At 66.4% G+C, this 23,521-nt stretch carries 13 protein-coding genes and 3 pseudogenes; 13 read left to right on the plus strand and 3 right to left on the minus strand.

What is annotated here, in order from left to right; translation table 11 throughout:
- Positions 1 to 16 precede the first annotated feature (16 nt).
- A complete protein-coding gene (tkt, locus tag LNV23_RS01525) occupies positions 17 to 2,077 on the minus strand; it encodes a transketolase (protein ID WP_263561322.1) in 2,061 nt (686 codons plus the stop codon).
- A gap of 1,903 nt (positions 2,078 to 3,980) precedes the next feature.
- On the opposite strand from tkt, the pseudogene LNV23_RS24025 reads away from it, so the two are divergent.
- The 10 genes and pseudogenes from LNV23_RS24025 to LNV23_RS01570 all read left to right on the plus strand — a co-directional run.
- Positions 3,981 to 4,070: pseudogene (locus tag LNV23_RS24025) on the plus strand (PEP-CTERM sorting domain-containing protein); the annotation flags it as partial.
- Positions 4,071 to 4,199: 129 nt separating this feature from the next.
- Complete coding sequence (locus LNV23_RS01535) at positions 4,200 to 4,823, plus strand: TIGR02466 family protein (RefSeq protein ID WP_263561324.1); 624 nt, start codon at positions 4,200 to 4,202, stop codon at positions 4,821 to 4,823.
- Positions 4,824 to 5,030: 207 nt separating this feature from the next.
- Positions 5,031 to 6,155, plus strand: a pseudogene (locus tag LNV23_RS01540) (TIGR03118 family protein); the annotation flags it as partial.
- 6 nt (positions 6,156 to 6,161) lie between these two features.
- Positions 6,162 to 6,260, plus strand: a pseudogene (locus LNV23_RS24030) (PEPxxWA-CTERM sorting domain-containing protein); the annotation flags it as partial.
- 144 nt (positions 6,261 to 6,404) lie between these two features.
- Positions 6,405 to 7,538, plus strand: a complete 1,134-nt coding sequence (locus LNV23_RS01545; protein WP_263561326.1) for a TonB-dependent receptor — start codon at positions 6,405 to 6,407, stop codon at positions 7,536 to 7,538.
- Between the two features lie 13 nt (positions 7,539 to 7,551).
- Complete coding sequence (locus tag LNV23_RS01550; protein WP_263561327.1) at positions 7,552 to 7,989, plus strand: type 2 periplasmic-binding domain-containing protein; 438 nt, start codon at positions 7,552 to 7,554, stop codon at positions 7,987 to 7,989.
- Between the two features lie 198 nt (positions 7,990 to 8,187).
- The gene (locus LNV23_RS01555; RefSeq protein ID WP_263561328.1) at positions 8,188 to 9,717 is read left to right on the plus strand and encodes an HD domain-containing phosphohydrolase; all 1,530 of its coding nucleotides are present in this window, start codon (positions 8,188 to 8,190) and stop codon (positions 9,715 to 9,717) included.
- Positions 9,710 to 11,902 carry an ATP-binding protein gene (locus LNV23_RS01560; protein ID WP_263561329.1) on the plus strand — a complete coding sequence of 731 codons (2,193 nt, stop codon included), beginning with the start codon at positions 9,710 to 9,712 and terminating at the stop codon, positions 11,900 to 11,902. Before LNV23_RS01555 ends, LNV23_RS01560 begins: the two co-directional genes overlap by 8 nt.
- A 142-nt stretch (positions 11,903 to 12,044) precedes the next feature.
- Entirely contained in the window at positions 12,045 to 12,761 is a 717-nt protein-coding gene (gene murU / locus LNV23_RS01565) for an N-acetylmuramate alpha-1-phosphate uridylyltransferase MurU (RefSeq protein WP_263561330.1), read from the plus strand.
- A gap of 107 nt (positions 12,762 to 12,868) precedes the next feature.
- Positions 12,869 to 14,785, plus strand: a complete 1,917-nt coding sequence (locus LNV23_RS01570; protein WP_263561331.1) for a sensor domain-containing diguanylate cyclase — start codon at positions 12,869 to 12,871, stop codon at positions 14,783 to 14,785.
- On the opposite strand, the gene LNV23_RS01575 is transcribed toward LNV23_RS01570, so the two are convergent.
- Together LNV23_RS01575 and LNV23_RS01580 are read right to left on the minus strand one after the other, a co-directional pair.
- Entirely contained in the window at positions 14,772 to 18,032 is a 3,261-nt protein-coding gene (locus tag LNV23_RS01575; protein WP_263561332.1) for a ligand-binding sensor domain-containing diguanylate cyclase, read from the minus strand. The two genes, LNV23_RS01570 and LNV23_RS01575, sit on opposite strands and share 14 nt — an antisense overlap.
- 67 nt (positions 18,033 to 18,099) lie before the next feature.
- Positions 18,100 to 19,083, minus strand: coding sequence for a potassium channel beta subunit family protein (locus tag LNV23_RS01580; protein WP_263561333.1), 984 nt, complete (start codon positions 19,081 to 19,083; stop codon positions 18,100 to 18,102).
- Positions 19,084 to 19,333: 250 nt separating this feature from the next.
- Between LNV23_RS01580 and LNV23_RS01585 the strand changes: the two genes are divergently transcribed.
- From LNV23_RS01585 to LNV23_RS01595, 3 genes are all read left to right on the plus strand, one after another.
- Positions 19,334 to 21,109 carry an alkaline phosphatase D family protein gene (locus LNV23_RS01585; RefSeq protein ID WP_263561334.1) on the plus strand — a complete coding sequence of 592 codons (1,776 nt, stop codon included), beginning with the start codon at positions 19,334 to 19,336 and terminating at the stop codon, positions 21,107 to 21,109.
- Between the two features lie 281 nt (positions 21,110 to 21,390).
- On the plus strand, positions 21,391 to 22,659 hold the full coding sequence (locus tag LNV23_RS01590; protein WP_263561335.1) for an FAD-dependent monooxygenase: 1,269 nt from the start codon (positions 21,391 to 21,393) through the stop codon (positions 22,657 to 22,659).
- 289 nt (positions 22,660 to 22,948) lie between these two features.
- Positions 22,949 to 23,515, plus strand: a complete 567-nt coding sequence (locus LNV23_RS01595) for a neutral zinc metallopeptidase (RefSeq protein WP_263561336.1) — start codon at positions 22,949 to 22,951, stop codon at positions 23,513 to 23,515.
- The last annotated feature ends 6 nt before the right edge of the window (positions 23,516 to 23,521 follow it).

Here is a 23,521-nt window from a genome sequence, read left to right on the forward strand (position 1 = left end):
ACGGCACCCCTTGTCATCACTTGCCGCTCTTTTTCACTTTCAGCTTGGCCACACCCAGCGCCACCTTGACGGTGTCGGCCACGTTCTCAGCGGTGAAGCCGAAGTGCTTGAACAGCACCGGGGCCGGGGCCGATTCGCCGTAGCTGTCGATGCCGACGACCGCGGCGCAGCCGTACTTCCACCAGCCGTCGGTCACGCCCATTTCCACGGCGATGCGCGGCAGGCCGTCCGGCAGCACGGACTTCTTGTAGGCCAGGTCCTGGCGGTCGAAGACATTGGTCGAGGGCATGGAGACCACGCGCACGCCGATGCCGTCCAGGGCCAGGATTTCCTGGGCGCGCATGGCCAGCTGCACTTCCGAGCCGGTGGCGATGATGACGGCACGGGCCTTCTTGCTCTTGATGCCGACGGTGGCCGGCTCGGCCAGCACATAGCCGCCCTTGGCAATGTCGTCGACCGCGGTCTTGGGCGCGTAGGGCAGGTTCTGGCGCGACAGGGCCAGCACGCTGGGGCGTTGGGCGTTGCCGATGGCCATGGTCCAGGCGACCACGGTTTCGGTGGTGTCGGCCGGGCGCCAGACGTCCAGGCCCGGGATCAGGCGCAGCGAGGCGACATGCTCGATCGACTGGTGGGTCGGGCCGTCTTCGCCGAGGCCAATGGAGTCGTGGGTGAACACATGGATGACGCGCTGCTTCATCAGCGCGGCCATGCGGATGGCGTTGCGGCTGTAGTCGCTGAAGGTCAGGAAGGTGCCCCCGTACGGGATGTAGCCGCCGTGCAGGGCCACGCCGTTCATGATGGCGGCCATGCCGAACTCGCGCACGCCGTAGTTGATGTGGCGGCCGCCGTTGCTGCTGCCATCGGCCTCGACGCGGAAGGCCGGGGTCGATTTCGTGTTGGTCAGGTTGGAGCCGGTCAGGTCGGCCGAGCCGCCCAGCAGCTCAGGCAAGGCGGCGGTGAAGGCTTCCAGCGCCAGCTGGCTGGCCTTGCGGCTGGCCACGGTCTCGGCCTTGCCATGGGCCGCGACGACGGCGTCGACGGCGGTCTGGGCGAAGTTGGCGGGCAGCACGCCGGCCATGCGGCGCTGGAACTCAGCGGCCAGCTCAGGATGGGCGGTGGCGTAGGCGTCGAAACGCTCGTCCCAGCTGCTTTCCAGTGCGGCACCGGCGGCCTTGGCGTCCCAGTCGGCGTACACCTCTTGCGGGATCACGAAGGGCTCATGCGCCCAGCCCAGCTGCTCGCGGGTCAGCTTGATTTCCTCGTTACCGAGCGGCTCGCCGTGGGCCTTGGCGGTGTTAGCGCGGTTCGGCGAGCCCTTGCCGATGTGGGTCTTGGCGATCACCAGGGTCGGCTTGACGCTGCTCTTCTTGGCTTCGGCAATGGCCGCATCGACGGCGTCGACATCATGGCCGTCGACCGGGCCGACCACGTTCCAGCCATAGGCTTCGAAACGCTGGGCGGTGTTGTCGGCGAACCAGGGTGCGACCTGGCCGTCGATCGAGATGCCGTTGTCGTCGTAAATGGCGATCAGCTTGTTCAGCTTCCAGGCGCCGGCCAGCGAAGCGGCTTCGTGGCTGATGCCCTCCATCAGGCAGCCATCACCCAGGAACACATAGGTGTGGTGATCGACGATCTGGTGCTCGTCGATATTGAATTCCTTGGCCAGCATCTTCTCGGCCAGGGCCAGACCGACGGCATTGGTGATGCCCTGACCCAGCGGGCCGGTGGTCGTTTCCACGCCCGGGGTGATGCCCACTTCCGGGTGACCCGGGGTCTTGCTGTGCAGCTGGCGGAAGGCCTTGAGCTCTTCGATCGGCAGCGCGTAGCCCGACAGGTGCAGCAGGGCGTAGATCAACATCGAACCGTGGCCGTTGGACAGCACGAAACGGTCGCGGTTGGCCCATTGCGGGTTGACCGGGTTGTGACGCAGATGGCGGCTCCACAGGGCCACGGCGATGTCAGCCATGCCCATGGGGGCGCCCGGGTGGCCCGAATTGGCTTGCTGCACGGCGTCCATGGCCAGTGCGCGAATGGCGTTGGCCATCAAGGTGGGGTTGCGAGCAGCGGTAGTTGCCATGTGCGTGCGGAAGTGAAGTTGCGGGGTAATCCCGGATTTTACTTGGCCGCTGCGCTTCCGGCGCTGGCGACCGTTCTCGCATGCGCATGGATCGCGCGCCGGCGGCGGTCGGACCATGAGCCGAAGGGATCAGATGCCAGGACGCCAGGGCGACATGGCCGCCACTTAGGCTGCGCGTGCTTGTGTGGGTCTGGTGTGACTTTGTTGGCAGCTCGTTCAGCCAACGCAATGATCGCGGATGGCCACGCAAACCCGAGATCCACCCACCCATCCGTCCTGGAGCATGTCCATGAATTTCCGCGTCAACACCATGAGCAGCCTCGTCGCTGCCGCCCTCGCCACGCTGTCGGTCGCTGCCAGCGCCCAGACTTACAACGGCAGCCTGACCCAAGGCGTCAGCAGCTCGCAATCGTCCTATGTCCAGGGCGCCACCGGCTTCAACATCACTTCCCTGCTGACTGCTGGCGACAGCATTGGCGGCTATCGCATGTCCGGCCTGCCGGACGGTCTGGGCGCTTTTGACAACGGCAACGGCACTTTCACCGTGCTGATGAACCATGAAATCGGCTCCGGCGCCGGTATCACCCGCGCCCACGGCGGCGCTGGCGCTTTCGTGTCGCAATGGGTCATCAACAAGAGCACCCTGGCCGTCCAGTCCGGTGGTGATTTGATCCAGCGCGTCTACGGCTGGGACGCCGCTTCGCAGTCCACCGGTGCCCAAGTGAGCGGCGCCGCCCTGTCCTTCCAGCGCTTTTGCTCGGCCGACCTGGCCGCCACCTCGGCCTTCAGCTACAACGGCTATGGCACCACCAGCCGCATCCTGCTGAACGGTGAAGAAGTCGGCAGCAGCGCCAACAGCCGCGCCATGGCCCATGTCGCCACCGGCGCCGATGCCGGCAGCAGCTTCGTGCTGGGCAAGTTCAATCTGGCCACCAACGGCAGCGGACTGAACCACTACTCGGCCTACGAAAACCTGGCCGCCAACCCCTTCGCCCAGATGAAGACCGTGGTGGTCGGCCAGAACGACGGCGGCACCGGCATCTCCAGCAACGCTGTGGCCGTCTACGTCGGTACCAAGACCAATGTCGGTAGCGATGTCGACCGCGCCGGCCTGACCAATGGCGTGATGAAGTACGTCAATGTCGCCGGCAATGCCAGCGAAATCGCCGACACCACCACCCGCGCCACCAATATCGCCAATGGCAGCCGCTTCACACTGAGCGCCACCGCCTCGACCACGTTCTCCCGCCCCGAAGACGGCGCCTGGGACAGCCGTGCCGGCAAGGAAAACATCTACTACTTCGTCACCACCGACCGCCTGGACACCACCGAGCTGGCTACCGGCACGCAAATCGGTGCGACCCGCCTGTGGCGCATGACCTTTGACGACATCGCCAACCCCGACGCCGGTGGCAAGCTGGACATCCTGGTGGACGGCAGCAAGATGACCGGCGGCCTGGGCAACAGCCGCGCCAATATGTTCGACAACATGTCGGTCAACAAGGACGGCACCATCACGATGCTGGAAGACACCGGCGGCGCCGACCACAACGGCAAGATCTGGGAGTACGACCTGAACACGGGTGCCCTGAAGATCGTCGCCAAGGCCGACACCACCCGCTTCGGCGATGTGGTCAACGGCGTGTTCACAGGCCCGGCCACCGGCAAGACCACACCCAACGGCAGCACCGGCTACCACACCAACGACGAAGAGACTTCGGGCGTCATCGACGTGACCGATCTCTTTGACGCCACCGGTACCAGCGGCAAGAAGTACCAGTTGTTCGTCACCCAGGACCATGCCAGTGCCGCCGGCCTGGACGCCGCTGGCCTGCTCAATGGCGGCAATCCGGCCGGCATCGTCGAAGGCGGCCAGTTGCAGCTGGCGGTCAGTGACATCACCGCGGCCGTGCCGGAACCGACGACCTATGCCCTGATGTTGGGCGGCCTGGGCCTGCTGGGCTTTGTTGCCCGCCGCAAGTCGGCCCGTTGATGCCCGCTTGAATGCCAGGAACAGGTGGTCGGCCCAGCGGCAGACCACCTGTCTCCCGGCTTTTTCTGCGCCTGAGCCGAGCGGCTTCGCTCGGCTCGGGCGTTCGCTTTTTCCGCCCGCCCGCATCCCATGACCCCGTCTTTGCAGCTTCGCCACGTCGAGCCCCTGTTTTTCTCGCCCTTGCTGAGCTTCGAGCTGAGCGCGGCAGGTCCGCTCAATGCCGGCCTGCTGAGCGAAGCCCTGGCCCGCCGCGAGGCCTCGCCGGGCCTGCAGCGCAGCAATCTGGAGGGCTGGCATTCAGAGGACGATTTCTTCGAGCGCCAGGAGCCCGCCTGTCTGGTCTTGCGGGCGCACATCCTCGAGGCGGTGCGCAAGGCCACTCTCCAGCTCTCGCCCGATTTTGATTTCCAGCAGATGGGCATTCAGGCGGAAGGCTGGATCAACATCCTCCCGCCAGGCGGCATGAACGCACCGCACGCGCATCCGGACTGGGTCTGGTCGGGCTGCTACTACGTGCACACGCCAGAGGCCCCAGGCCGCAGCGGCAGTTTGGAGTTCCTTGATGCCCGCACCCATGTGCGCGCCCTGAGCATTGAAGGCGCGACCTGCTCCGCAGGCAGCTACCGAGTGCAGCCGCGCGCTGGCGAATTGCTGCTGTTCCCGTCTCACCTCAAGCACTGGGTGGCGCCGAATCGCAGCGAGGAGTCGCGCGTGTCCATCGCCTTCAACGCCCGTTTCGCCCGCCGCCGCTGAACCCATCCCGCACAGGCTGGCCCCGGTTTGCGGGGGTTGGCCGGCACTGACAAGAAGCCGTCACATGCCCCAGGCAAGGTGAGCACCAAGCCCCCACATTCCCGGAGATCTCTCATGCCCCTTCGCTTCACCCTTCTGGCCGGCCTGATGGCCCTGGCCTTCAGCGCCAGCGACGCCGCCCAGGCAGGCAGCGCCAACCAGTACGACATGACCATCCTGGTGGCCAACGATGCCAAGTACAAACCGACCGTGATGGTCGACCCCGACTTGCTCAACCCCTGGGGCATCGCCTTGCGCCCTCCCGGTGCCGGCGGTCACATCTGGGTCAGCAACGCGGGCAGCGGCACCACCACCACCTACATCGGTGACGTCGGCGGCCAGCCGCTGTTCCAGGACGGCTTGAAGCGCATCCCCATCAGCCTGGCGCCGGGCGTCGAGGCCTACACGCCGCAAGTGACCGGCCAGGTCTACAACGCAGCCAGCGATATCGCCGGCCAGCCGACCGAGTTCCGCGTCAGCGGCAGTGCCACCAACTGGAACACCGGCGCACCGGCCGGATCCATCACAGGCTCGGCCAAATTCGTGTTCGTGACCCTGGACGGCACCATCAATGCCTGGCGCGCCGGCACCAACCCTGGCATGGACGAGGCCGTGGTGGTCAAGGACTTCTCGGGCGGCTGGGCTGCGGCCAATGGCTACACCTACACACCCAACTTCACCGGCGTGGCCATGAGCACGGCGGCTTTCCGGATCGATGCGCAAGGCAGCAAGGTGGCGGACAACCGCCTCTACGCCACCGACTTTGCCAACAATCGCATCATGACCTTCGACAACCAGTGGAACGACATCAGCGCACAAGTCCACTTCGAACGTCCGGCCGATCTGCAAAACGATTTCATGCCCTTCAACATCCAGGACATCGGCGGTCGTCTCTACGTGGCCTATGCCGCCAGTGAGTACGACCCGCTGATGCCCAGCGAGCCGGTGCGGGCCCCCGGCCATGGCCGCGTGATCGCCTACGACCGCGACGGCCACATCGTCCAGGACTTCAAGGACCAGTTGGACATGAACGCGCCCTGGGGCCTGGCCCTGGCGCCTGAGAGCTTCGGCGCCTTCGGCGGCAAGCTGCTGGTCGCCAATTTCGGTGATGGCAGCGTGGCCGCGCTCGACCCGGTCACCGGCGCCACCTTGGGCAAGCTCAAAGACGTCGATGGCAAAACCATCTTCATCGACGGCCTCTGGGGCCTGACATTTGGCAACGGCGTGAGCCTAGGCGATGCCAATGCCCTTTATTTCACCGCCGGCCCCAATCTGGAAGAAGACGGCATCCTGGGCAAACTCACCGTCAGCGCCGTGCCGGAGCCTGGCACCTACGTGCTGATGCTGGGGGGCCTGGGCCTGCTGGGCGGCCTGGCCCGTCGCCGCGCTCGCACCTGAGTCGCCCCCGCCTCAGAATGGACAGGCCCGGGCAATCCCGGGTTTTTCGAGCCTGCGCACTCAAGTTCGCTGATCGCCCAGCCGATACCTTCGTTCAAGCACCTTTGTTGTAAGGGTGTTGCCTCCTTTCCGAAAGGACGAACGATGAGCAAACTTCGCGCAGTCTCACTGCTTGGCCCCACCATCGCACTCGCCCTGGCGACGAGCGCCGCTCAAGCGGTGGACTTCAGCTACTCCGGCTTCGGCAACATCACGGCCGGCAAGGTCATCAGTGCCGGCGGCATTGACATCGGCTACCCAGACGGCACGCAGTGGAACTGCCCCTGCTTGATCGCCGATTTCTCACACGGCTCGGTCTACGAGCAGAAATGGTCGCTGGCGCCCGAGTCGCGAGTCGGCATCCAGGGCAACTGGACGTTCACCCCCGACCTGTCCTTCACCGCCCAGGGCGTCGCACGCCATGCAGCGCAGAAAGCCAAGGCCGACCTGGAATGGGCCTACCTGTCCTACAACCTGACACCGCAGCTGACCGTGCAGTTAGGCCGCAAGCGCCTGCCACTGTTCTTCTACTCCGACTACCAGGACGTCAGCTACGCCTACAGCTGGGTGCGTGTGCCTCCTGATGTCTATGGCTGGGCGGTCGTTAACTACAACGGCGCCAACCTGACCTACCGCGGCGATGTCGCAGGCTGGGCGGTCAAGTCCACCGCCTACGCCGGTAGCGAGCACACCAAAAAGAACCCGATCGCCAAGCTGGAAACCGCCTCGCCCTCGGACATCAACTGGGACAGCATGTGGGGTGTGGACCTGGAGATCAATCGCGACTGGTTCACCGCCCGTCTGGCACTGAACAAGTCCAAACAGCAGCAATTCCGTGATGGCGTGCAGACCTCGCCCAACCCGGCGAACGGCACACATTCACCGCAGACCTTTGCGGCCCTGTCCTTCGTCATCGACAAGGACAACTGGCTGCTGCGCAGCGAGATTTCCTACATCGACCGCTCGCCGGCACGCGGCAGCTACCGCGGCCGCATGTTCGGCGCCGGCTACCGCATCGACAAGTTCACGCCCATGATCACGGTCAGCCAGCTGAAGGCCTACAACTCGGCCTTCACCACCTTGGCCGAGAAAGACGCCATGACCAGCTTGAGCTTGCGCTACGACTTGACCGACACCAGTTCGATCAAGGCGCAGTACGACCGCAGCCGCTGGGACCTGCTGGACGGCACCGATGTCCGTCGCAAGCTGGTGACCGTGTCCTATGACTTTGTCTTCTGAACGGGGGCAAGCCATGATGAACACACAACAAGCAACGCTGCGCTTCGCTCGCCTCTTGCTGGCTGGCCTTGCAGCCCTGGCCCTGGCCGGCGCCGCACAAGCCGACATCGCCGTCATCGTCCACCCGAGCAATGCCACGGCACTCGATGACGAGCAGATCAGCAAGATCTTCCTGGGTCAGACCAAGACTTTCTCCGGCGGCGGCGAGGCCGTGCCGGTGGACCAGAAGGAAGGCGCCACGCGCGAGGACTTCGGCAACAAGGTGTTGAAGAAGAACCCGTCCCAACTCAAGGCCTTGTGGGCGCGCCAGATCTTCACCGGCGGTGCCAAGCCGCCGCGCGAGATGGGCGGTGACGACGAGGTGCTCAAATTCGTCGCGAGCACGCCCGGTGCCATCGGCTATGTCGATGCCGGCAAGGCCAACTCCAGCGTCAAGGTCGTCAAACGCTGAACGCGGGCGCAGACGGCCCTTGTGCCGGCTGCGCGGCCGGCGCCCGCCATGGGCGCCGCGCCTGAATTACGCATATTTCACGTTTTTATCATTTGAAAATGTGCGGTCGCCCGGATTCAGGCGCAAGCTCACGTCATGTATTGCCCCAATCCCCAGCCCGGCGCTTGCCGAGGGGCCGCGGGGCTGAGAGGGGCAGCCATGAATGACGAGGTAGCAAGCCCACCCACCATCCTGCTGGTGGACGACGAGCCGTCCATCCTGAGCGCCTTGCGGCGCTTGCTGCGGCCTCAGGGTTACAAGATCTTGATGGCCGAAGGCGGGGCCGCTGGCTTGGCCTTGATGGCGCTGGAACCCGTGGACCTGGTGGTCTCCGACATGCGCATGCCCGAGATGGACGGCGTGCAATTTCTGGAGCAGGTGCGTGAAGGCTGGCCGGGGACGGTGCGCATCTTGCTGACCGGCTACGCGGACATCAGCTCCACCATCGCTGCGATCAACCGTGGCGCCATCCACCGCTACATCTCCAAGCCCTGGGACGACAACGACATCCTGCTGGCCATCGGTGACGGCCTGCAAAGGCACAAGCTGGAACAGGAAAACCAGCGCCTGGCCCAGCTGACCCAGGTCCAGAACGAGCAGCTGCAAGACATGAATCTGCAGCTGCAGGACAGCAATGCCCAGCTGCACAGCGTCAATGATCAGCTCCAAGATGCCAACGGCCAGCTGGCCTCGGTCAACCAGGAGCTGCAAGACAGCAACGGCCAGCTCGGCAAAGCCAACGAGCAGTTGGCCGGCGTCAATGAAGAGCTAGAGAAGCGCGTGCAGGAGCGCACGCAAGAGCTTCAGCAGGCGCACGACGAGCTCAGCCGCTCCCATGCCGAGATGGCCCTGGCCCACGAGAAGCTGCAACAAGCCCATCTGCAGTTGGAAGAAAACTTCGCCTTGTCGATCAGCGTGTTCGCCGGCCTGCTGGAGCTGCGTGACGGCAGCGTCAGCGGCCACGGCCGGCGCGTCGCCACCCTGGCGGGCCGCATTGCCGAAGCCATGAACCTGGGTCCGGCCGAGGTGCTGGACATCCACAACGCCGGATTGCTGCACGAAGTAGGGAAGATCGGCCTGCCCGATGAACTGCTGCGCAAGACCGTATCGCTGATGAACGGCAGCGAGTTCGAGCTCTACAAACGCCACCCGCTGCAGGCCCAGGCGGCCTTGATGCCCTTGGCCCGTCTGCACCAAAGTGCTTTGCTGATCCGCTCGCAGCATGAACGCATCGACGGCAAGGGCTATCCCGACGGCCTGACCGGCATCGAAGTGCCACTGGGCTCCCAGATCATCAACATCGCCAGCACCTTTGAATCCTTGATCGCCGGCCGCCTGGCCGAGAAGGTCTTTTCCACCGATGACGCTTGCAAGGCCATTCATGAAAACGGCGAGCAGCACTATGACCCGGAGGTGCTGGCCGCCTTCGATGCCGTGCAAGCCGCACTCGCCCTGGAGAGCGCGGCCGACCAGGAGCTGAGCGCATCCGAGCTGCGCGGCGGCATGGTGCTGGCGCGAGATCTGCTCAGCCCGCATGGCAGCTTGCTGCTGCCAGCCGGCCATGTCTTCAGCAGTGCTTTGATCAAGCAGGTGCAGCTGATGGACCAGCGCGAGCGCCTGAGCCTGAGCTTCTTCATCAAGAAGCCGCAGGATCCGCGCCAAGCGGCTAAGAAAGCGCAACATGCTTGAGTTCGACACCCCACCGCGGGCGCCCGGCGGCCTGGCCCTGGCCTTGCAAGCCGCCCTGGGCGGCGCCACCGAGCTGCCGCCGCCGCCCGACATCCTGGACCCCAGCTGCACCGCTGCCTTGCAGGCGGTGAGCGCGCCCCTGCTCGTGCACGACGGCGTCCACATCGTCTTTGCCAACGCCGCCCTGCAACGCCTGTTCGGCTACAGCCTGGCCGAACTCTGCGTGGTGCCCCACTACGCCTGGGCCAGCGAAGCCAGCATGGAGTCGGTCAAAGCCTATGGCGCGCGCTGCCTGGACCTGAGGGAAGACCTGCCGGCGCTCGAGTGCGAGGCGCTGACCGCCAATGGTTCGGTGCGGCATCTCGAAATCAGCGCCAGCCGCATTGCCGGCCCGCATGGCCCCTTGGCCCTGATCACTTGCACCGACCTCAGCGATATGCGCCATGTGCAGAACAGCCTGTTCGAAGTCGGCCGGGTCATGCACCAGATCCTGGACAACAACCCGGTGGCCACCTTTGTGCTCGACGCGACGCACCAGGTCACCCACTGGAATGCCGCCTGCGTGCAGCTGACCGGCATCGAGGCCGCAACCATGGTGGGCAGTCAGACGCCCTGGCGCGCCTTTGTTCAAGAGCCGCGGGCGCTGCTGGTCGACCTGATCGTCGACGGCCGCACCGCCGACGAAGGCCCGCGGCTGTACGGCGACACCATCCGTCCTTCGCCACTGATTCCCGGCGCCTTCGAAATGGAGGACTTCTTCCCGCAGTTCGGCGAACATGGGCGCTGGATCTTCTGCACCGCGGCGCCGCTCTACGACACCCAAGGCAAGATCGTCGGCGCCATCGAGACCATGATGGACGTGAGCCGCCGTCATGCCGCCGAGAACGAGCTCAAGCGCCACCGGCAGGAGCTGGAAACCCTGGTGGCCGACCGAAGCGCCGAACTGCTGCGCAGCCACAAGGAGCTCGACGCCTTTCTGGAGAACGCCTCGGTCGGCATTCTCTGCACCAGCAAGCGCCAGATCCTGCGCAGCAACCGCAAGTTCGCGCAGATGTTCGAAATGGAAGGCATGAGCAATGCGGAGATGGCCCAGGCGCATTTCCTGGGCAATGCCGCGGCTTACCAAGAGCTGCGCGCCATCGCCGTACCGACTCTGAGCGCCGGTCAGTCCTTGACCCACGAGATGGAACTACGCACCCACAGCGGCCAGCCCCTGTGGATTCAAATGATCGCCTATGCCGGCAGCCCCGAGGACCCGGAAACCGGCGTCTGGTGGCTGCTTCAGGACCGCAGCGAGGTCATGCGCGCGCAGCGCGAGCTGGTCAACAACTACCGCCAGATCCAGCAAGCCAATTCCCGGCTCGAGGACGCGCAGAACCAGCTGCTGCAGTCAGAGAAGATGGCCTCGATCGGCCAGCTGGCCGCCGGCGTCGCCCACGAGATCAACAACCCGGTCGGCTTTGTCGCATCCAATCTGGGCACCTTGCGCCGCTATGTGGAGTCCTTGCTGCAGCTCAACGGCCTGTTCGAATGCGTGGACCTGCAAGGCCTGCCGGCCGACTTGCGCGAGCAGATCGCGCGCCTGCGCCAAGACGCAGACTTCGAGTTCATCCACGAAGACCTGCCCCAGCTCTTGCGCGAAAGCGACGAAGGCCTGGTGCGGGTCAAAAAGATCGTGCAGGACCTCAAAGACTTCTCTCGTGTCGACCACGCCGACTGGCAGGAGGCCGACCTCAACCAAGGCCTGGAGTCCACCCTCAATGTGGTCTGGCACGAGATCAAATACAAGGTCGAGGTCGAGCGCGACTATGGCCCGCTGCCACCCGTGCGCTGCCTGGCCGCCCAACTCAACCAGGTCTTCCTGAACCTGATCGTCAATGCCGCCCACGCCATGCCCGAGCGCGGCCGCCTCAAGCTCACCAGCACCGCCTCTGAAGGCTGGGTCTGCGTCAGTGTGCGCGACAACGGCAGCGGCATGAGCCCTGAGGTGCTGCGCCGCATCTTCGACCCGTTTTACACAACCAAGCCGGTGGGCCAGGGCACGGGCCTGGGCCTGTCGCTGTCCTTCTCCATCGTCAAGAAGCATGGCGGGCGCATCGAAGTGGAATCCGAGCTTGGCGTGGGCAGCTGCTTCAAGGTGTGGATACCGGTACAGGGGCCGAGTGAGGAGGGTGGGGGGCGCTGAGGTGAGCGGGGCAAGATGAATCAATGCCCGAGCTGCCTGCTGCGCAGTCAGATCCGGCACACAAGGAACCCGCTTAGTCAGTTGGTGCCCGAGCTGTCCGCTACGCGGCCAGGTCCGGCACACAAGGGCATAAGATTCCCTCATGCGAGCCATCATCCTCGCGGCCGGGCGCGGTGAGCGCATGCGGCCGCTGACCGACACCACCCCAAAACCGCTGCTCCTGGTCCAGGGCAAACCGCTGATCGTCTGGCATATCGAAGCCTTGGCGGCAGGCGGCGTGCGGGACATCGTCATCAACACGGCCTGGCTCAGCGAGCAGTTCCCGGCCACCTTGGGCGACGGCAGCCGCTATGGCGTGCGCCTGCATTTCAGCGATGAATCGCGCGAGCCGGGCGGCGCGCTCGAGACGGCCGGTGGCATTCGCAAGGCCTTGCCCTTGCTGCGCGACGGTGGAGCAGAGAGCTTCTGGGTCGCTTCGGCCGATGTCTTCGTGCCGGGCTTTCGATTCGACGCCGAAGCAGCGGCCCGTTTCGCAGCCGACCCGCAACTCGACGGTCACCTCTGGATGGTGGCCAACAGCCCCCACCACCCGAGTGGCGACTTCGCCATCGACGCCCAAGGTCTGGCCCTGAGCGAGCGCCACGGCGCCGCGCCGGACCAGCCACGCCTGACCTGGTCCTGCCTGGGACTGTTCAAGGCACGCCTGTTCGACGGCCTGCCTCTGGGCCAGGCCGTGCGCCTGCGCCATTGCCTGGAAGACGCCATCGGCCGCCAGGCCCTGGCGGCCGAGCCCTACCACGGCGCCTGGACCGATGTCGGCACGCCCGAGCGCCTGGCCCGGCTGAACCAGACTCCCTGAACACCCCCTGAGCGCGGCCCCTTGATTCGCGGTGGATGCGGACTTGCCCGCATCACGCAAACCCTGGCCTCGGTCAGAATCAGCGTGCAACTTCCGCTGAGACGCCCGTGTCCACCCTAACAACAGCCGGTTCGCCGGGCCGCAACACCGCCTTGATGTTTCTGAGGTTCAGCGCCGCCGCCCTGCTGCTGGCCTTGCTCTTGCTGCTGGTGCAGGCGCCACCAACTTGGGCGGCCCTGGCCGTGCTGGCCGCTCTGCTGGCCCTGCTGCCCTCGCTGCGCCGCCCCCAGCACAGCGACCGCGAGCGGCAGCTGCTGGAAGCGATCGAGGCCATGCCAGCCGGCTTCGACCTCTGGGACGCCGATGACCGCCTGCTGATGTGCAACCGGCGTGTGCGCGAGGACTACGCCCAGGTGGCCGAGCATCTGGTCGAGGGCCGCCACTTTGAAGATGTGGTGCGCCAGTCCCTGCAGGCCGGCTATGTCACCGAGGCGCGCGGGCGCGAAGAGGCCTGGCTGGCCGAGCGACTGGCCGGTCGAGGCCAGCAGTCGGGCCCGCGCTTGCAACAGTTCGGCGAACGCTGGCTGCACCTCTATGAGCAGCGCACCACCTCGGGTCTGCTCGTCTGCATCCGCCTCGACGTGACCGAGCTGGTCAAGACCCAGCAGGCCCTGGCCCAAGCCCAGGCCGCCGCGCACAGCGAGCGCCAGCTGCTCGAGCGGGCCATCGACGCCATGCCGGCCGGCATCGAAATCTACGACGAACAGGACCGTCTGCTGCTGGCCAACCGTCGCGTGGTCGGCTGGATGCCGCACCTCGATTACGAACACATGCGCGGCCAGAGCTTTGCCCACATGCTGGCGCTGACCCGCGAGGCCGGCGCCCTGCCCCTGGAAGCCCTGGGCGACGAAGACGCCTGGATCGCGACGCGCCTGGCCGGGCGCGGCCGCAACGAGCAGGCCCAGCTGCAGCAACTGGCCAATGGCATCTGGCTGCGCCTCACCGAGACCCTGACGCCCGAAGGCTATCTGGTCGCCGTGCGTCAAGACGTCAGCGACCTGCTGCTCAAGGAGCGCGAGCTGCAGGCCAGCCAGGCCCAGTTGCAGGCCATCATCATGACGGCAGGCGTGGCCATCGTCACCATCGACGCCCAGGGTCATATGCTCAGCTGCAACCCGGCCGTGGAGCGCCTGTTCGGCCACCGCGCCGAGGAGATGCTGGGCCAGAACGTGTCCCTGCTGATGGACGAACCCGACCGAGGCTCCCACGACCACTACCTGAGCCGCCGTGAAGGCAGCGAGGGCGCGCGCGAGCTGCCCCTGCTGGGTCGGACACGCGAATTCAATGCCCTGCACAAAAGCGGCCGGGCGCTGACCGTGCAAGTCTCGGTGTCCGAGGTCAAGGGCCCGCAGGGCAAACTCTATGTCGGCGTGATCAACGATCTGACCGAGCGCAAGCAGTTCGAGATCGAGCTGCAACATGCCAACGAGCAGCTGCTGCGCCTGTCCACCACCGATGCACTGACCGAGCTGGCCAACCGTCGCCTGCTGATGCAGAAGCTCGAGGAAGAATGGCGGCGCGGCCTGCGCCTGGGTACGCCGCTGAGCCTGCTGCTGATCGACGTCGACCATTTCAAGCTCTACAACGACCACTACGGCCACCAGGCCGGCGACGCCTGCCTGATCCGCGTGGCCGAGGCCTTGCGCACCAGCGCTGGCCGGCCCACCGATGTGGTGGCGCGTTATGGCGGCGAAGAGTTCGTGCTGCTGCTGGCGCAGACCGATTCCGTCGGCGCCCTGGCCGTGGCCGAGCGCTGCCGCAAGGAGATTGCTCGGGCCGCGATCGAGCATGAGGTCTCGCCATTGGGCCCCGAGCTGACCATCAGCATCGGCGTGATCAGCGCCGTGCCCCTGCGCGGCGGCTCGGCCTCACAGTGGTTGGCGCAAGCCGATCTGGCGCTCTACCAGGCCAAGGCACAGGGCCGCAACCGCGCCGTGTCGGCGCCCATGTTCAGTCCGATCTGAGCGCCGAGCTGACACGCAGCACGCCCTCGTCTTGCAGCCAGTCGGCGGCCGCGCGTTCGCGCAAGTGCTGGGCCGTGCCGCGGCTCGCCTGCAGCACACCCATCCAGCCGTCGCGGCCACCGCGCTTGACGGCGTAGAGCATGGCATCGGCCACGTCGACGGTGCGGTTCCAGTCCAACGCCCGCGGATGCTGCTGCGAAATCGGGAAGCAGGCAAAGCCGATGGAGCAGGTCTTGTGCAGGACCAGACCGTCCGCATCGAGCACAAACGGTTGCTCGGCCACCAGGGCGCGCATGCGCTCTGCCAGCTCCGGCGCATGGCTGCGCGGGCTGCCGCGGGCGACGATCAGGAATTCCTCGCCGCCCCAGCGCACCAGGTAGTCGGTGTCGCGGAAGACCTGGCGCAGGCGGTCGCGCATCTGCTTCAGCATGCGGTCGCCGGCGGCGTGGCCGAAGCGGTCGTTGATGTCCTTGAAGTGGTCGATATCGATCAGAAAGAAAATCAGGTCGGCATCCTCGGGCAGCGGACCGCCCTGCCGGGCTTGCGCCTCATGGCGGCGCAAGGTCAGGGCGACATCGGCCTCGATGTGCTGGGCCAGGAAGCGCCGGTTGCGCAGGCCGGTCAGCGGGTCGGACAAGCTCAGGTCCTCCAGCGCCAGCGACTTCTCCTCCAGCGCTCGCGACTTTTCCTGCAGCGCGGCCGACAAGTCCTCAAGCTCGGCCGTGCGCTCGCGCACGCGCTGCTCCAGCCCCAGCTGGCGGCGCTCCAGAAAGCCGGTGCGCCAGCGCACCAGGGCATAGAGCAGGCCGGCGCCGCCCAGCGCCAGCGCCAGGCGAGACCACCAGGTCTGCCACCAGGCCGGATGGACTTGGATCGGAATGGCCAGCTCATGGGGACTCCACAAGCCGCTGCGGTTGCTGGCCCGCACGCGAAGCAGATAGCGGCCGGGACTGAGGTTGCTGTAGCTGGCCAAGCGCTGGGTGGCGCTGGTGTTGATCCAGCTGCTGTCATAGCCTTCGAGTTGGTAGGCATAGCGGACCCGACCCGGGTCGCTGTAGTCCAGGGCCGCGAATTCCAGGCTGAAGCTGCGCTGCCGCGGCATCAGATGCAGGCCCTGAGGCGCCAGCACACCGGCATTGACCCGCTCGCCATTGATGCGCAGCTCGCTGGCCACCACCGGCGGCTGGTAGGCCCAGGCTTCGAAACGTTCAGGGTCCACCACCATCAGGCCGCGGCCAGCGCCGAACAGAAAGCGGCCATCCTGCATGCGTACATAGGAGCGGAACCAACTGGTGCCGGCATCGGCGCCGTCGGCCGGGGTCAGCTCGTAGAGATGGTCGCGGTTGGGGTCGTAGATGTAGTTCTGGCTCCAAATGCGGCCCCGTTCGTCATCCAGCAGATTGGCACCGAAGGCTCGGCCGCCAATGCCTTTGCGCTCGCTGATGGCGTCGAAACTGGCCTGGCGGCCGTCCCAACTGGTCATCTGATGCAGGCCGGTGGCGGTGTCCACCCAGAGGCGTTGACGGCGGTCGATCAGGAGGCCGGTGACGATGCCATTGCGCAGGCCCTGGCCGGCCACCGTGGGCACGCTCTGAAATTCACGCGCGCCGGCCGGGCGCAGGAACAGGCCGGCCTCGCCGCCCACCCAGAGCGCGCCGTCCTCGGCCTCGACGATGGCGTTGAGTTCGCCCCTGAGCGCCGCGCCGCCGGCCAGGTGGTGGCGCAGCGCCGGCCCCTGGCCGCCCAGCAGCTGGTACAGGCCGTCCTGGGTGCCAACCCAGAGGTCGCCGTTGCGGGCAAGCACCGTGCGCCTCAAGCGCCCATGGGCCACATCCAGGCTCTGCAAAAGGCGCCCCTGCGCGTCGACACGCAGCAGCTGTGAGTCCACGCCCACCCAGACCGTGCCGTCCCGAGCCCGTGCCAGAGTGGAGACCCGCACAGGCTCATCCGCCCGGCGCTTGAGCGCGCTGCGCAGATCGATCTGCCGGTGCAAGCGCAGCTGGGCATCGAGCACCCCCAGGCCCTGAGCCGTGGTACCGACCCAGACCTCGCCCCCGTCCAGCTCCAGCAAGGCGCGGGCGCTCGGGTCTTCGAAGACAGCATCGCCATGCTCGTCGAGCTTGCGCACGCCGATGCTGAGCTGGTCGGCATCGTGGCGCTGCAGGCCGCCACCAAAGCCACCGACCCACATCCAGCCGCCCCGGTCGAGCAGCAGGCAGCGCACCTCGTTGCCACCGAGGCTGCTGGGGTTGCGAGGGTTGTGGCGCAGGATTTGCTGCAGGCGACCATCAGCGGCGCGCAGCTCCACACCACCGGCTCGGCCCACCCAAATCAGGCCCGGGCTTGCCTGGGTCAGGGCATAGACCGCGCCGCGCGGGCCGTTCTGCTCCAGCACGCTGACGCGTCGGCTGCCGGGGTCCACCAGGGCCAGATCGCCTTGCTGCGTGCCGACCCAGATCTGCCCGTCCTCGGCCTGGGCCAGTCGCAGCACGATGGGCTGGGCCGGTCTGGCACTGCCCGCGCGGGCCCGTGTTGGCAGAGGCACGGGCTCGAACTGCTCGCTGCCAGCCGCCTTGCGCGCCAGGCCACCAAGACCACCGACCCAGAGCGTGCCCTCGCGGTCCAGCAGCAGGGCTTGCACGCTGTTGTCGGGCAGACTGCCGGCCCGCCCGGGCTCGTGGCGGTAATGCACAAAGCTTTGGCGCGCCGGGTCGAAACGGCTCAGGCCATGGAGCGCCGTGCCCAGCCAGAGCTGCCCGTCGGGCGCCTCGGCCAGGGCCAGCACGGTGCCCTCGGGCACACTGCGGTCGGGCTGCGCCGGCTGGTGGCTGTAAAGCTGGGTGCGCTCGCTGGCAGGGTCGTGAACCGCCAGGCCACCGGAATCACTGCCGATCCACAGGCGCCCATCTCGCCCCACCAGCAGCACCCGCACAAAGCCGAGACTGCGGTGGCCGCCCTCGGCCGCAGTGTCCAGCTGCAGCTGGCGAAAGCTGTAGCCGTCGAAACGCAAGAGTCCGGCGGCCGAGCCCACCCACAAAAAGCCCTGACGGTCCTGCGCCAGGGCCGACAGCACATTGTTGGGAATGACGCCGTTCTGGCCGACGGCTTCGAATCGCAAGGCCAGCTCAGCAGGGCCGCGGCCGGAGGTGGCCATGGCCGGCGCCGGCGCGGCTCGCGCCAGGCCAAGCAGCAGCCAGGCCAGGCCGAGAATGAAGCAAAAACAAAAAGGTCGAGAAGGGCTTCGCATCACGCCCGATGGTAGGACAAGGACGCGGGTGGCCGGGCGCGGAACAGCGCTGCCCGGCCCGCGCTGATCAACGTGCCAGCGGCTGGGTGATGGCGTCGATACGCGCCAGCACCTCGGGCGTGAGCTTGGGCGTCAGCGCCAGGGCGCCCAGGTTGTCCTGCAATTGGGACAGCTTGCTGGCGCCGAGGATGACGGTGCTGACCTGCGGGTTGCGGTTCGCCCAGGCGATGGCCAGCTGGGCCACATTGCCGCCCAGGTCGGCCGCCACCTTCTCCAGCTCGGCCACAGCCTTGTTCTTGGCCGCATCCTGCAGCTGCTCGCGCATCCAGGCCATGTTTTCAAGGGCGCCGCGGCTGCCATCGGGAATGCCGGCCTTGTACTTTCCGGTCAGCAGACCCGAGGCCAGCGGGCTCCAGGTGGTCAGGCCCAGACCGATGTCTTGGTAGAGGCGGGCATATTCCTGCTCGACACGCTGGCGGTGAAAGAGGTTGTACTGCGGCTGCTCCATCACCGGCTTGTGCAGATGGTGACGCTCGGCAATCTCCCAGGCGGCGCGGATGTCGGCGGCCGACCATTCGCTGGTGCCCCAATACAAGGCCTTGCCCTGGGTGATCATGTCGCTCATGGCATGCACGGTTTCCTCGATCGGCGTGTGCGGGTCGGGGCGATGGCAGTAGACCAGGTCGATGAAATCCAGCTGCATGCGCGTGAGCGCGCCGTCGATGGCCTGCATCAGGTATTTGCGGTTGAGCGTGTCCTTGCGATTGACCGTGTTCTTGCCTTCGCCGCTCAAGCCCCAGAAGAACTTGGTCGAGACCACATACTGCAGGCGCGGCCATTTCAAGGCCTTGAAGGCCTCGCCCATCACCCGCTCGCTCTGCCCTTGGGCGTAGACCTCGGCGTTGTCGAAGAAGTTGACGCCGGCATCAAAGGCGGCAGCGAGCATCTCGGTGGCGGACTTGGTGTCGACCTGGTTGTGGTACGTGACCCAGGAACCCAGGGACAACTCTGAAACTTGCAGGCCGCTGCGGCCCAATCGACGGTATTGCATGGTGGTGTTCGCCTGTTTGTATTCACTGCGGCTAAAAGTGCAGAGTAACCGAGAGCGCCACAGGCCAGCGCTCAGCTCAGCGATACCCCCACAAGGCCGGCCCGGAGCGACCAGGCACTCGACGGTGAAGTCCTTGCCTAGGCTCACACGAGTCGCCTAGGCGACAGCTCGTGTCGCACAGATGTCACCGTGCATACGCACACTGCGCCGCTTGCCCCATCTACCCTGGCCTTGAAGCCGGCGCACTTCCATGAGTTCTCCCAGCAAACTGCACAATTTCTTCCACTCCGCGGCGACACCCGCGGATGACACAGCCGATGCCGGCCGACGCAGCTTTGTGCGCGGCTCGGTCGCGCTGGCGGCTGGCGCAGCCGGCCTGGGAGCGCTGGGCCTGAGCGGCTGCGGTGGCGGCGACCTGGCGGTGATTCCGGTCAGCTTCAGCCACGGCGTGGCCAGCGGCGACCCGCAAGCCGAACGCGTGATCCTGTGGACCCGTGTGCGCGCCAAGGACAGCGCCGATCTGCGTGACCTGGACGTGCACTGGGAAGTGGCCAGCGACGCCGACTTCAAGACCATCGTCGCCTCGGGCGATGCCCAGGCCGCTGCGGCCCGCGACTACACGGTCAAGGTTGACGCCACCGGCCTGCAAGCCGGCCAGAAGTATTTCTACCGTTTCAGCTGCGAGAGCCAGTACTCGCCGGTCGGTCGCACCAAGACCCTGCCCACCGGAGCCTCGGTCAGCCAGGTGAAGCTGGCGGTGTTCTCCTGCGCCAACTACCCGGCCGGCTACTTCAATGTCTATGCCGAGGCAGCCAAGCGCGAGGACATCGATGTGGCCGTCCATCTGGGCGACTACATCTACGAATACGGCCGCGGCGGCTATGCCAGCGAACAGGCCAAGACCTTGGGTCGTGAAGTTGAGCCCGCGGGCGAGATCATCGCCTTGAACGATTACCGCCGCCGCTACGCGCAGTACCGCGACGACGGCGACCTGCAGCGCCTGCACGCCAACGTGCCCATGATCGCCATCTGGGACGATCATGAGGTTTGCAACGACGCTTGGACCGATGGCGCCGAAAACCACCAGCCCGCCACCGAGGGCGACTACGCCAAGCGCAAGGCCGCAGCCATCCAGGCCTATCACGAGTGGATGCCGATCCGCAGCCAGCAAAGCGCCGAGCTGATCTACCGCAGCTTCGCCTTCGGCAATCTGCTGTCCCTGCATATGCTGGACACGCGCTTGATCGGCCGCGAAGAACCGCTGGATTACGCCAAGTACACCAGCGCCAGCGGCTTCAATGCCAGCGCCTTCGGCGCCGATCTGGCCAAGCCCAACCGCCAGCTGCTGGGCACCACCCAGACCGGCTGGCTGCAGCAACAGCTGAGCGCCTCCAGCGCCACCTGGCAGGTGCTGGGCCAGCAGGTGCTGATGGGCCGCATGAACATCCCCGCGCCCATCTTGTTCGAAGCCAACAACCCAGGCAGTGGCGTCAGCGTCTCGGCCTACGGCGCCATCGTCGCCAAGGCCCAGAGCAACCCAGCCAGCCTGAATGCGCAGGAGCGCGCCATCCTGGCCCAGCCCAGCATCCCCTACAACCTCGACGCCTGGGACGGCTATGCCGCCGCACGCGAGACTGTGCTCGCCACCGCGCGTCAGCTCAACAAGAACCTGGTCGTACTGGCCGGCGACACCCACAACGCCTGGGCCAGCGATCTGCAGGACATGGCCGGCAACCAGGTCGGCGTGGAGTTCGCCACCAGCTCGGTCACCTCGCCCGGCTTCGAGGTCTATCTGCCCAAGGAGAACCCGGCCCAGCTGGCCGGCGCCCTGACGCAGCTGATCGGCCCGCTGGAATACGCCGACACCTCGCGCCGCGGCTTCATGGTCTTGACCGTCACGGCTCAGGAATGCCGCTCGGACTGGGTCTTCGTCAGCACCATCACCAGCCGCGACTACACGGCCAGCGTAGGCAAGTCGCTCAAGGTCTTGCCGGGCCAAGGCCAGCGGAAGTTGACGGCGGTCTGAGCGCGGCGGCCCGCTCGCAGCCGCACCTGGCTTGCTGTGAACCCGCAATGCCACGCCGTGATTCACAGCGCATGGCGGGTTTCGGCACGAAGCGGAAATTCAATTGCAACCACAGAGGCACGGAGGCACAGAGCAAAAACCAATTCGGCTTTGTATTTCTCTGTGCCTCTGTGCCTCCGTGGTTGCCTTTTGTATTCGGCTGCTTTGTGCCGCTTGCAGCCGAATGCCAAGCATGGCTCGCTATAGTCCCAGCTTGACCGCTCTCGCCAGGCTCTGACGCCATGCCTTCCACCTCTCCCGACTCCGCCCTCACAGCGAGCCAAGCACCACTGCGCCTGGCCATCATCGGCGCCGGCCCGGCCGGCCTGAGCCTGGCCTTGCTGGCGGCGCAGCGTCTGCCGCAAGCGCAGATCACGCTGTTCGATGCGCGGCCGCTGGACAAAGATGTGTCGGGCGACCCGCGCACCCTGGCACTGGCCCTGGGCAGCGTGCAGCTGCTGCAGCGCCTGCAGGCCTGGGATGCCGACGCGGCGCAGGCAATTCTGGAAGTCAGCGTCAGCCAAGCGCCGCCCACACTGAACTACCCCTTGTTCGGCGCCAGCCAGGAGCCCGAGGTGCGGCTGAGCGCGACCGAGCAAGGGGTCAGCCTGCTCGGCGCCGTGCTCAGCTACGGCCAGTTGGTGGCGCCCATGCAAGCACGCTGGCAGGCCCGCGTGCAGGCCGAACCCACCCGCCTCTTCAGCCGCTTCGGCACGCCTGTGCAAGGCCTCAAGCCGCTGGCGCCCGGCGTCGAGGTCGATGCCGGCGTGGCGGAAAGTTTCGACCTGGCCGTGGTGGCCGAAGGCGGCGTGTTCGCCGAGCAGGCGCGCAAGGCCGTTTCGCACGATTACCAGCAGAACGCCTGGGTCGGCAGCGTCATCCTGGCCGAGGACAGCCCGCCGGGCCTGGCCTTCGAGCGCTTCACCCGCAACGGCCCGCTGGCCCTGCTGCCCCTGCGCCCGCGCGACGGGCAGCGCCGCGCGGCCCTGGTCTGGTGCATGCCCCAGGCCGACGACGACATCGCCTCGCTCAGCGACGCGCAGCGCTTGGCCGTGATCCAGAGCCTGCTGCCGGCGCGCGTGGGCACGCTGCAAGGCATCAGCCCGCTCAAATGCTTTGCCCTGGGCCTGAATGCCGAGCGCAGCCTGGTCGAGGGTCAGGTCGTGCGCATCGGCAATGCCGCCCAGACCCTGCACCCGGTGGCTGGCCAGGGCCTGAACCTGGGCCTGCGCGATGCCTATGCCTTGGTCGACGCCCTGGTGAAGGGCCAGGCGCGATCGAGCGCCCCCGATGTAGCCGCGCTCTGGGTCAGCCAGGCTCTGCGCCGCGTCGAGTGGCAGCGCGCGCCCGACCGCTGGAGCATGATCGCCGCCACCGATTTCCTGGCCCGGACCTTTGCCTGGCGATGGCCCGGCCTGCCGGCCGCGCGCGGCTTGGCGCTGGCAGCGCTGCAGATGGCGCCGCCGCTGAAGCGGGCCGTGGCGCGGCAGATGATGTTCGGGCGGCGCTGAGCGCCTGCTCCTGCCCCCATTTCACAGACCGCTGGAAATCACCGTTATTGATTCAGTTTGGCGCCTGCCCCCCGCGCTGGCCCGACGGAATCCCTTGCGGCACAGCCCTTCCTGTAAGAGCTTGCAGGCGGGTTAACACGCAAATGCCATGGAAACCCTCAGCCGGGAGGCAGAGGAGCCTGCCGATACTTTGCGGCAGGCGCACAAGCTGTTGGAGTGTGCGCATCGACGGCCCTGCCCATCGGGCGCGGCCACTTTCTTTGCTCCTCAGCTTGTGAGAACTCCCACCATGAAGAAGACCACCTGCCCCCACGTATTGGCCCTCAAAGCCTCGGCCACCCTGGCGCTGGCCCTGAGCCTGCTGCCCGCTGGCGCTGCCACGGTGAACAACACCTACATCCAAAACTCGGCCAACGAGATTCGCGGCCAGCTCGGCGGCTACGCCCGGCCCACGGTGTACGTGAACCAGCGCGCCTGCGGTGAACCCTCGCCCAACGCCATGGCTTGCGGCCCCTACACCATCAGCGTCGGCACCTCCTTTCTGCAAGGTCAGGAGAACAACTACGGCAACTACGTGGCCAAGTTCATCCTGGCTCATGAGTGGGGTCACTCGATCCAGTTCACTCGCGGCATCAACAAACGCGCGCCCATGCAAGAGTTGCAGGCCGATTGTGTCGGCGGCACCTTCGCCAAGTACGCCCAGACCACCCTGCGCTATCCCAGCTTCATCGAGTCGGCCGTGCGCTCGGCGCGCAATGCCGCGGACTATGCAGAGCACGGCACGCCCTCGCAACGCGACTACTACTCGCGCTACGGCTACGCCAACGGCCTGGGCGCCTGCTTGAACAATATCTGATGAAAA

It is taken from the genome of Kinneretia sp. DJ1R-11 (assembly GCF_025717595.1).
Classification (GTDB): domain Bacteria; phylum Pseudomonadota; class Gammaproteobacteria; order Burkholderiales; family Burkholderiaceae_C; genus Paucibacter_A.

Bases quoted from the DNA above. Each gene is read 5' to 3' on its own strand.
- LNV23_RS01590 (WP_263561335.1), top strand. From the start codon at position 21,391: ATGCCTTCCACCTCTCCCGACTCCGCCCTCACAGCGAGCCAAGCACCA.
- murU (WP_263561330.1), top strand. From the start codon at position 12,045: ATGCGAGCCATCATCCTCGCGGCCGGGCGCGGTGAGCGCATGCGGCCG.
- LNV23_RS01560 (WP_263561329.1), top strand. From the start codon at position 9,710: ATGCTTGAGTTCGACACCCCACCGCGGGCGCCCGGCGGCCTGGCCCTG.
- LNV23_RS01585 (WP_263561334.1), top strand. From the start codon at position 19,334: ATGAGTTCTCCCAGCAAACTGCACAATTTCTTCCACTCCGCGGCGACA.
- LNV23_RS01545 (WP_263561326.1), top strand. From the start codon at position 6,405: ATGAGCAAACTTCGCGCAGTCTCACTGCTTGGCCCCACCATCGCACTC.
- LNV23_RS01550 (WP_263561327.1), top strand. From the start codon at position 7,552: ATGATGAACACACAACAAGCAACGCTGCGCTTCGCTCGCCTCTTGCTG.
- LNV23_RS01580 (WP_263561333.1), bottom strand. From the start codon at position 19,083: ATGCAATACCGTCGATTGGGCCGCAGCGGCCTGCAAGTTTCAGAGTTG.
- tkt (WP_263561322.1), bottom strand. From the start codon at position 2,077: ATGGCAACTACCGCTGCTCGCAACCCCACCTTGATGGCCAACGCCATT.
- LNV23_RS01595 (WP_263561336.1), top strand. From the start codon at position 22,949: ATGAAGAAGACCACCTGCCCCCACGTATTGGCCCTCAAAGCCTCGGCC.
- LNV23_RS01575 (WP_263561332.1), bottom strand. From the start codon at position 18,032: ATGCGAAGCCCTTCTCGACCTTTTTGTTTTTGCTTCATTCTCGGCCTG.
- LNV23_RS01535 (WP_263561324.1), top strand. From the start codon at position 4,200: ATGACCCCGTCTTTGCAGCTTCGCCACGTCGAGCCCCTGTTTTTCTCG.
- LNV23_RS01555 (WP_263561328.1), top strand. From the start codon at position 8,188: ATGAATGACGAGGTAGCAAGCCCACCCACCATCCTGCTGGTGGACGAC.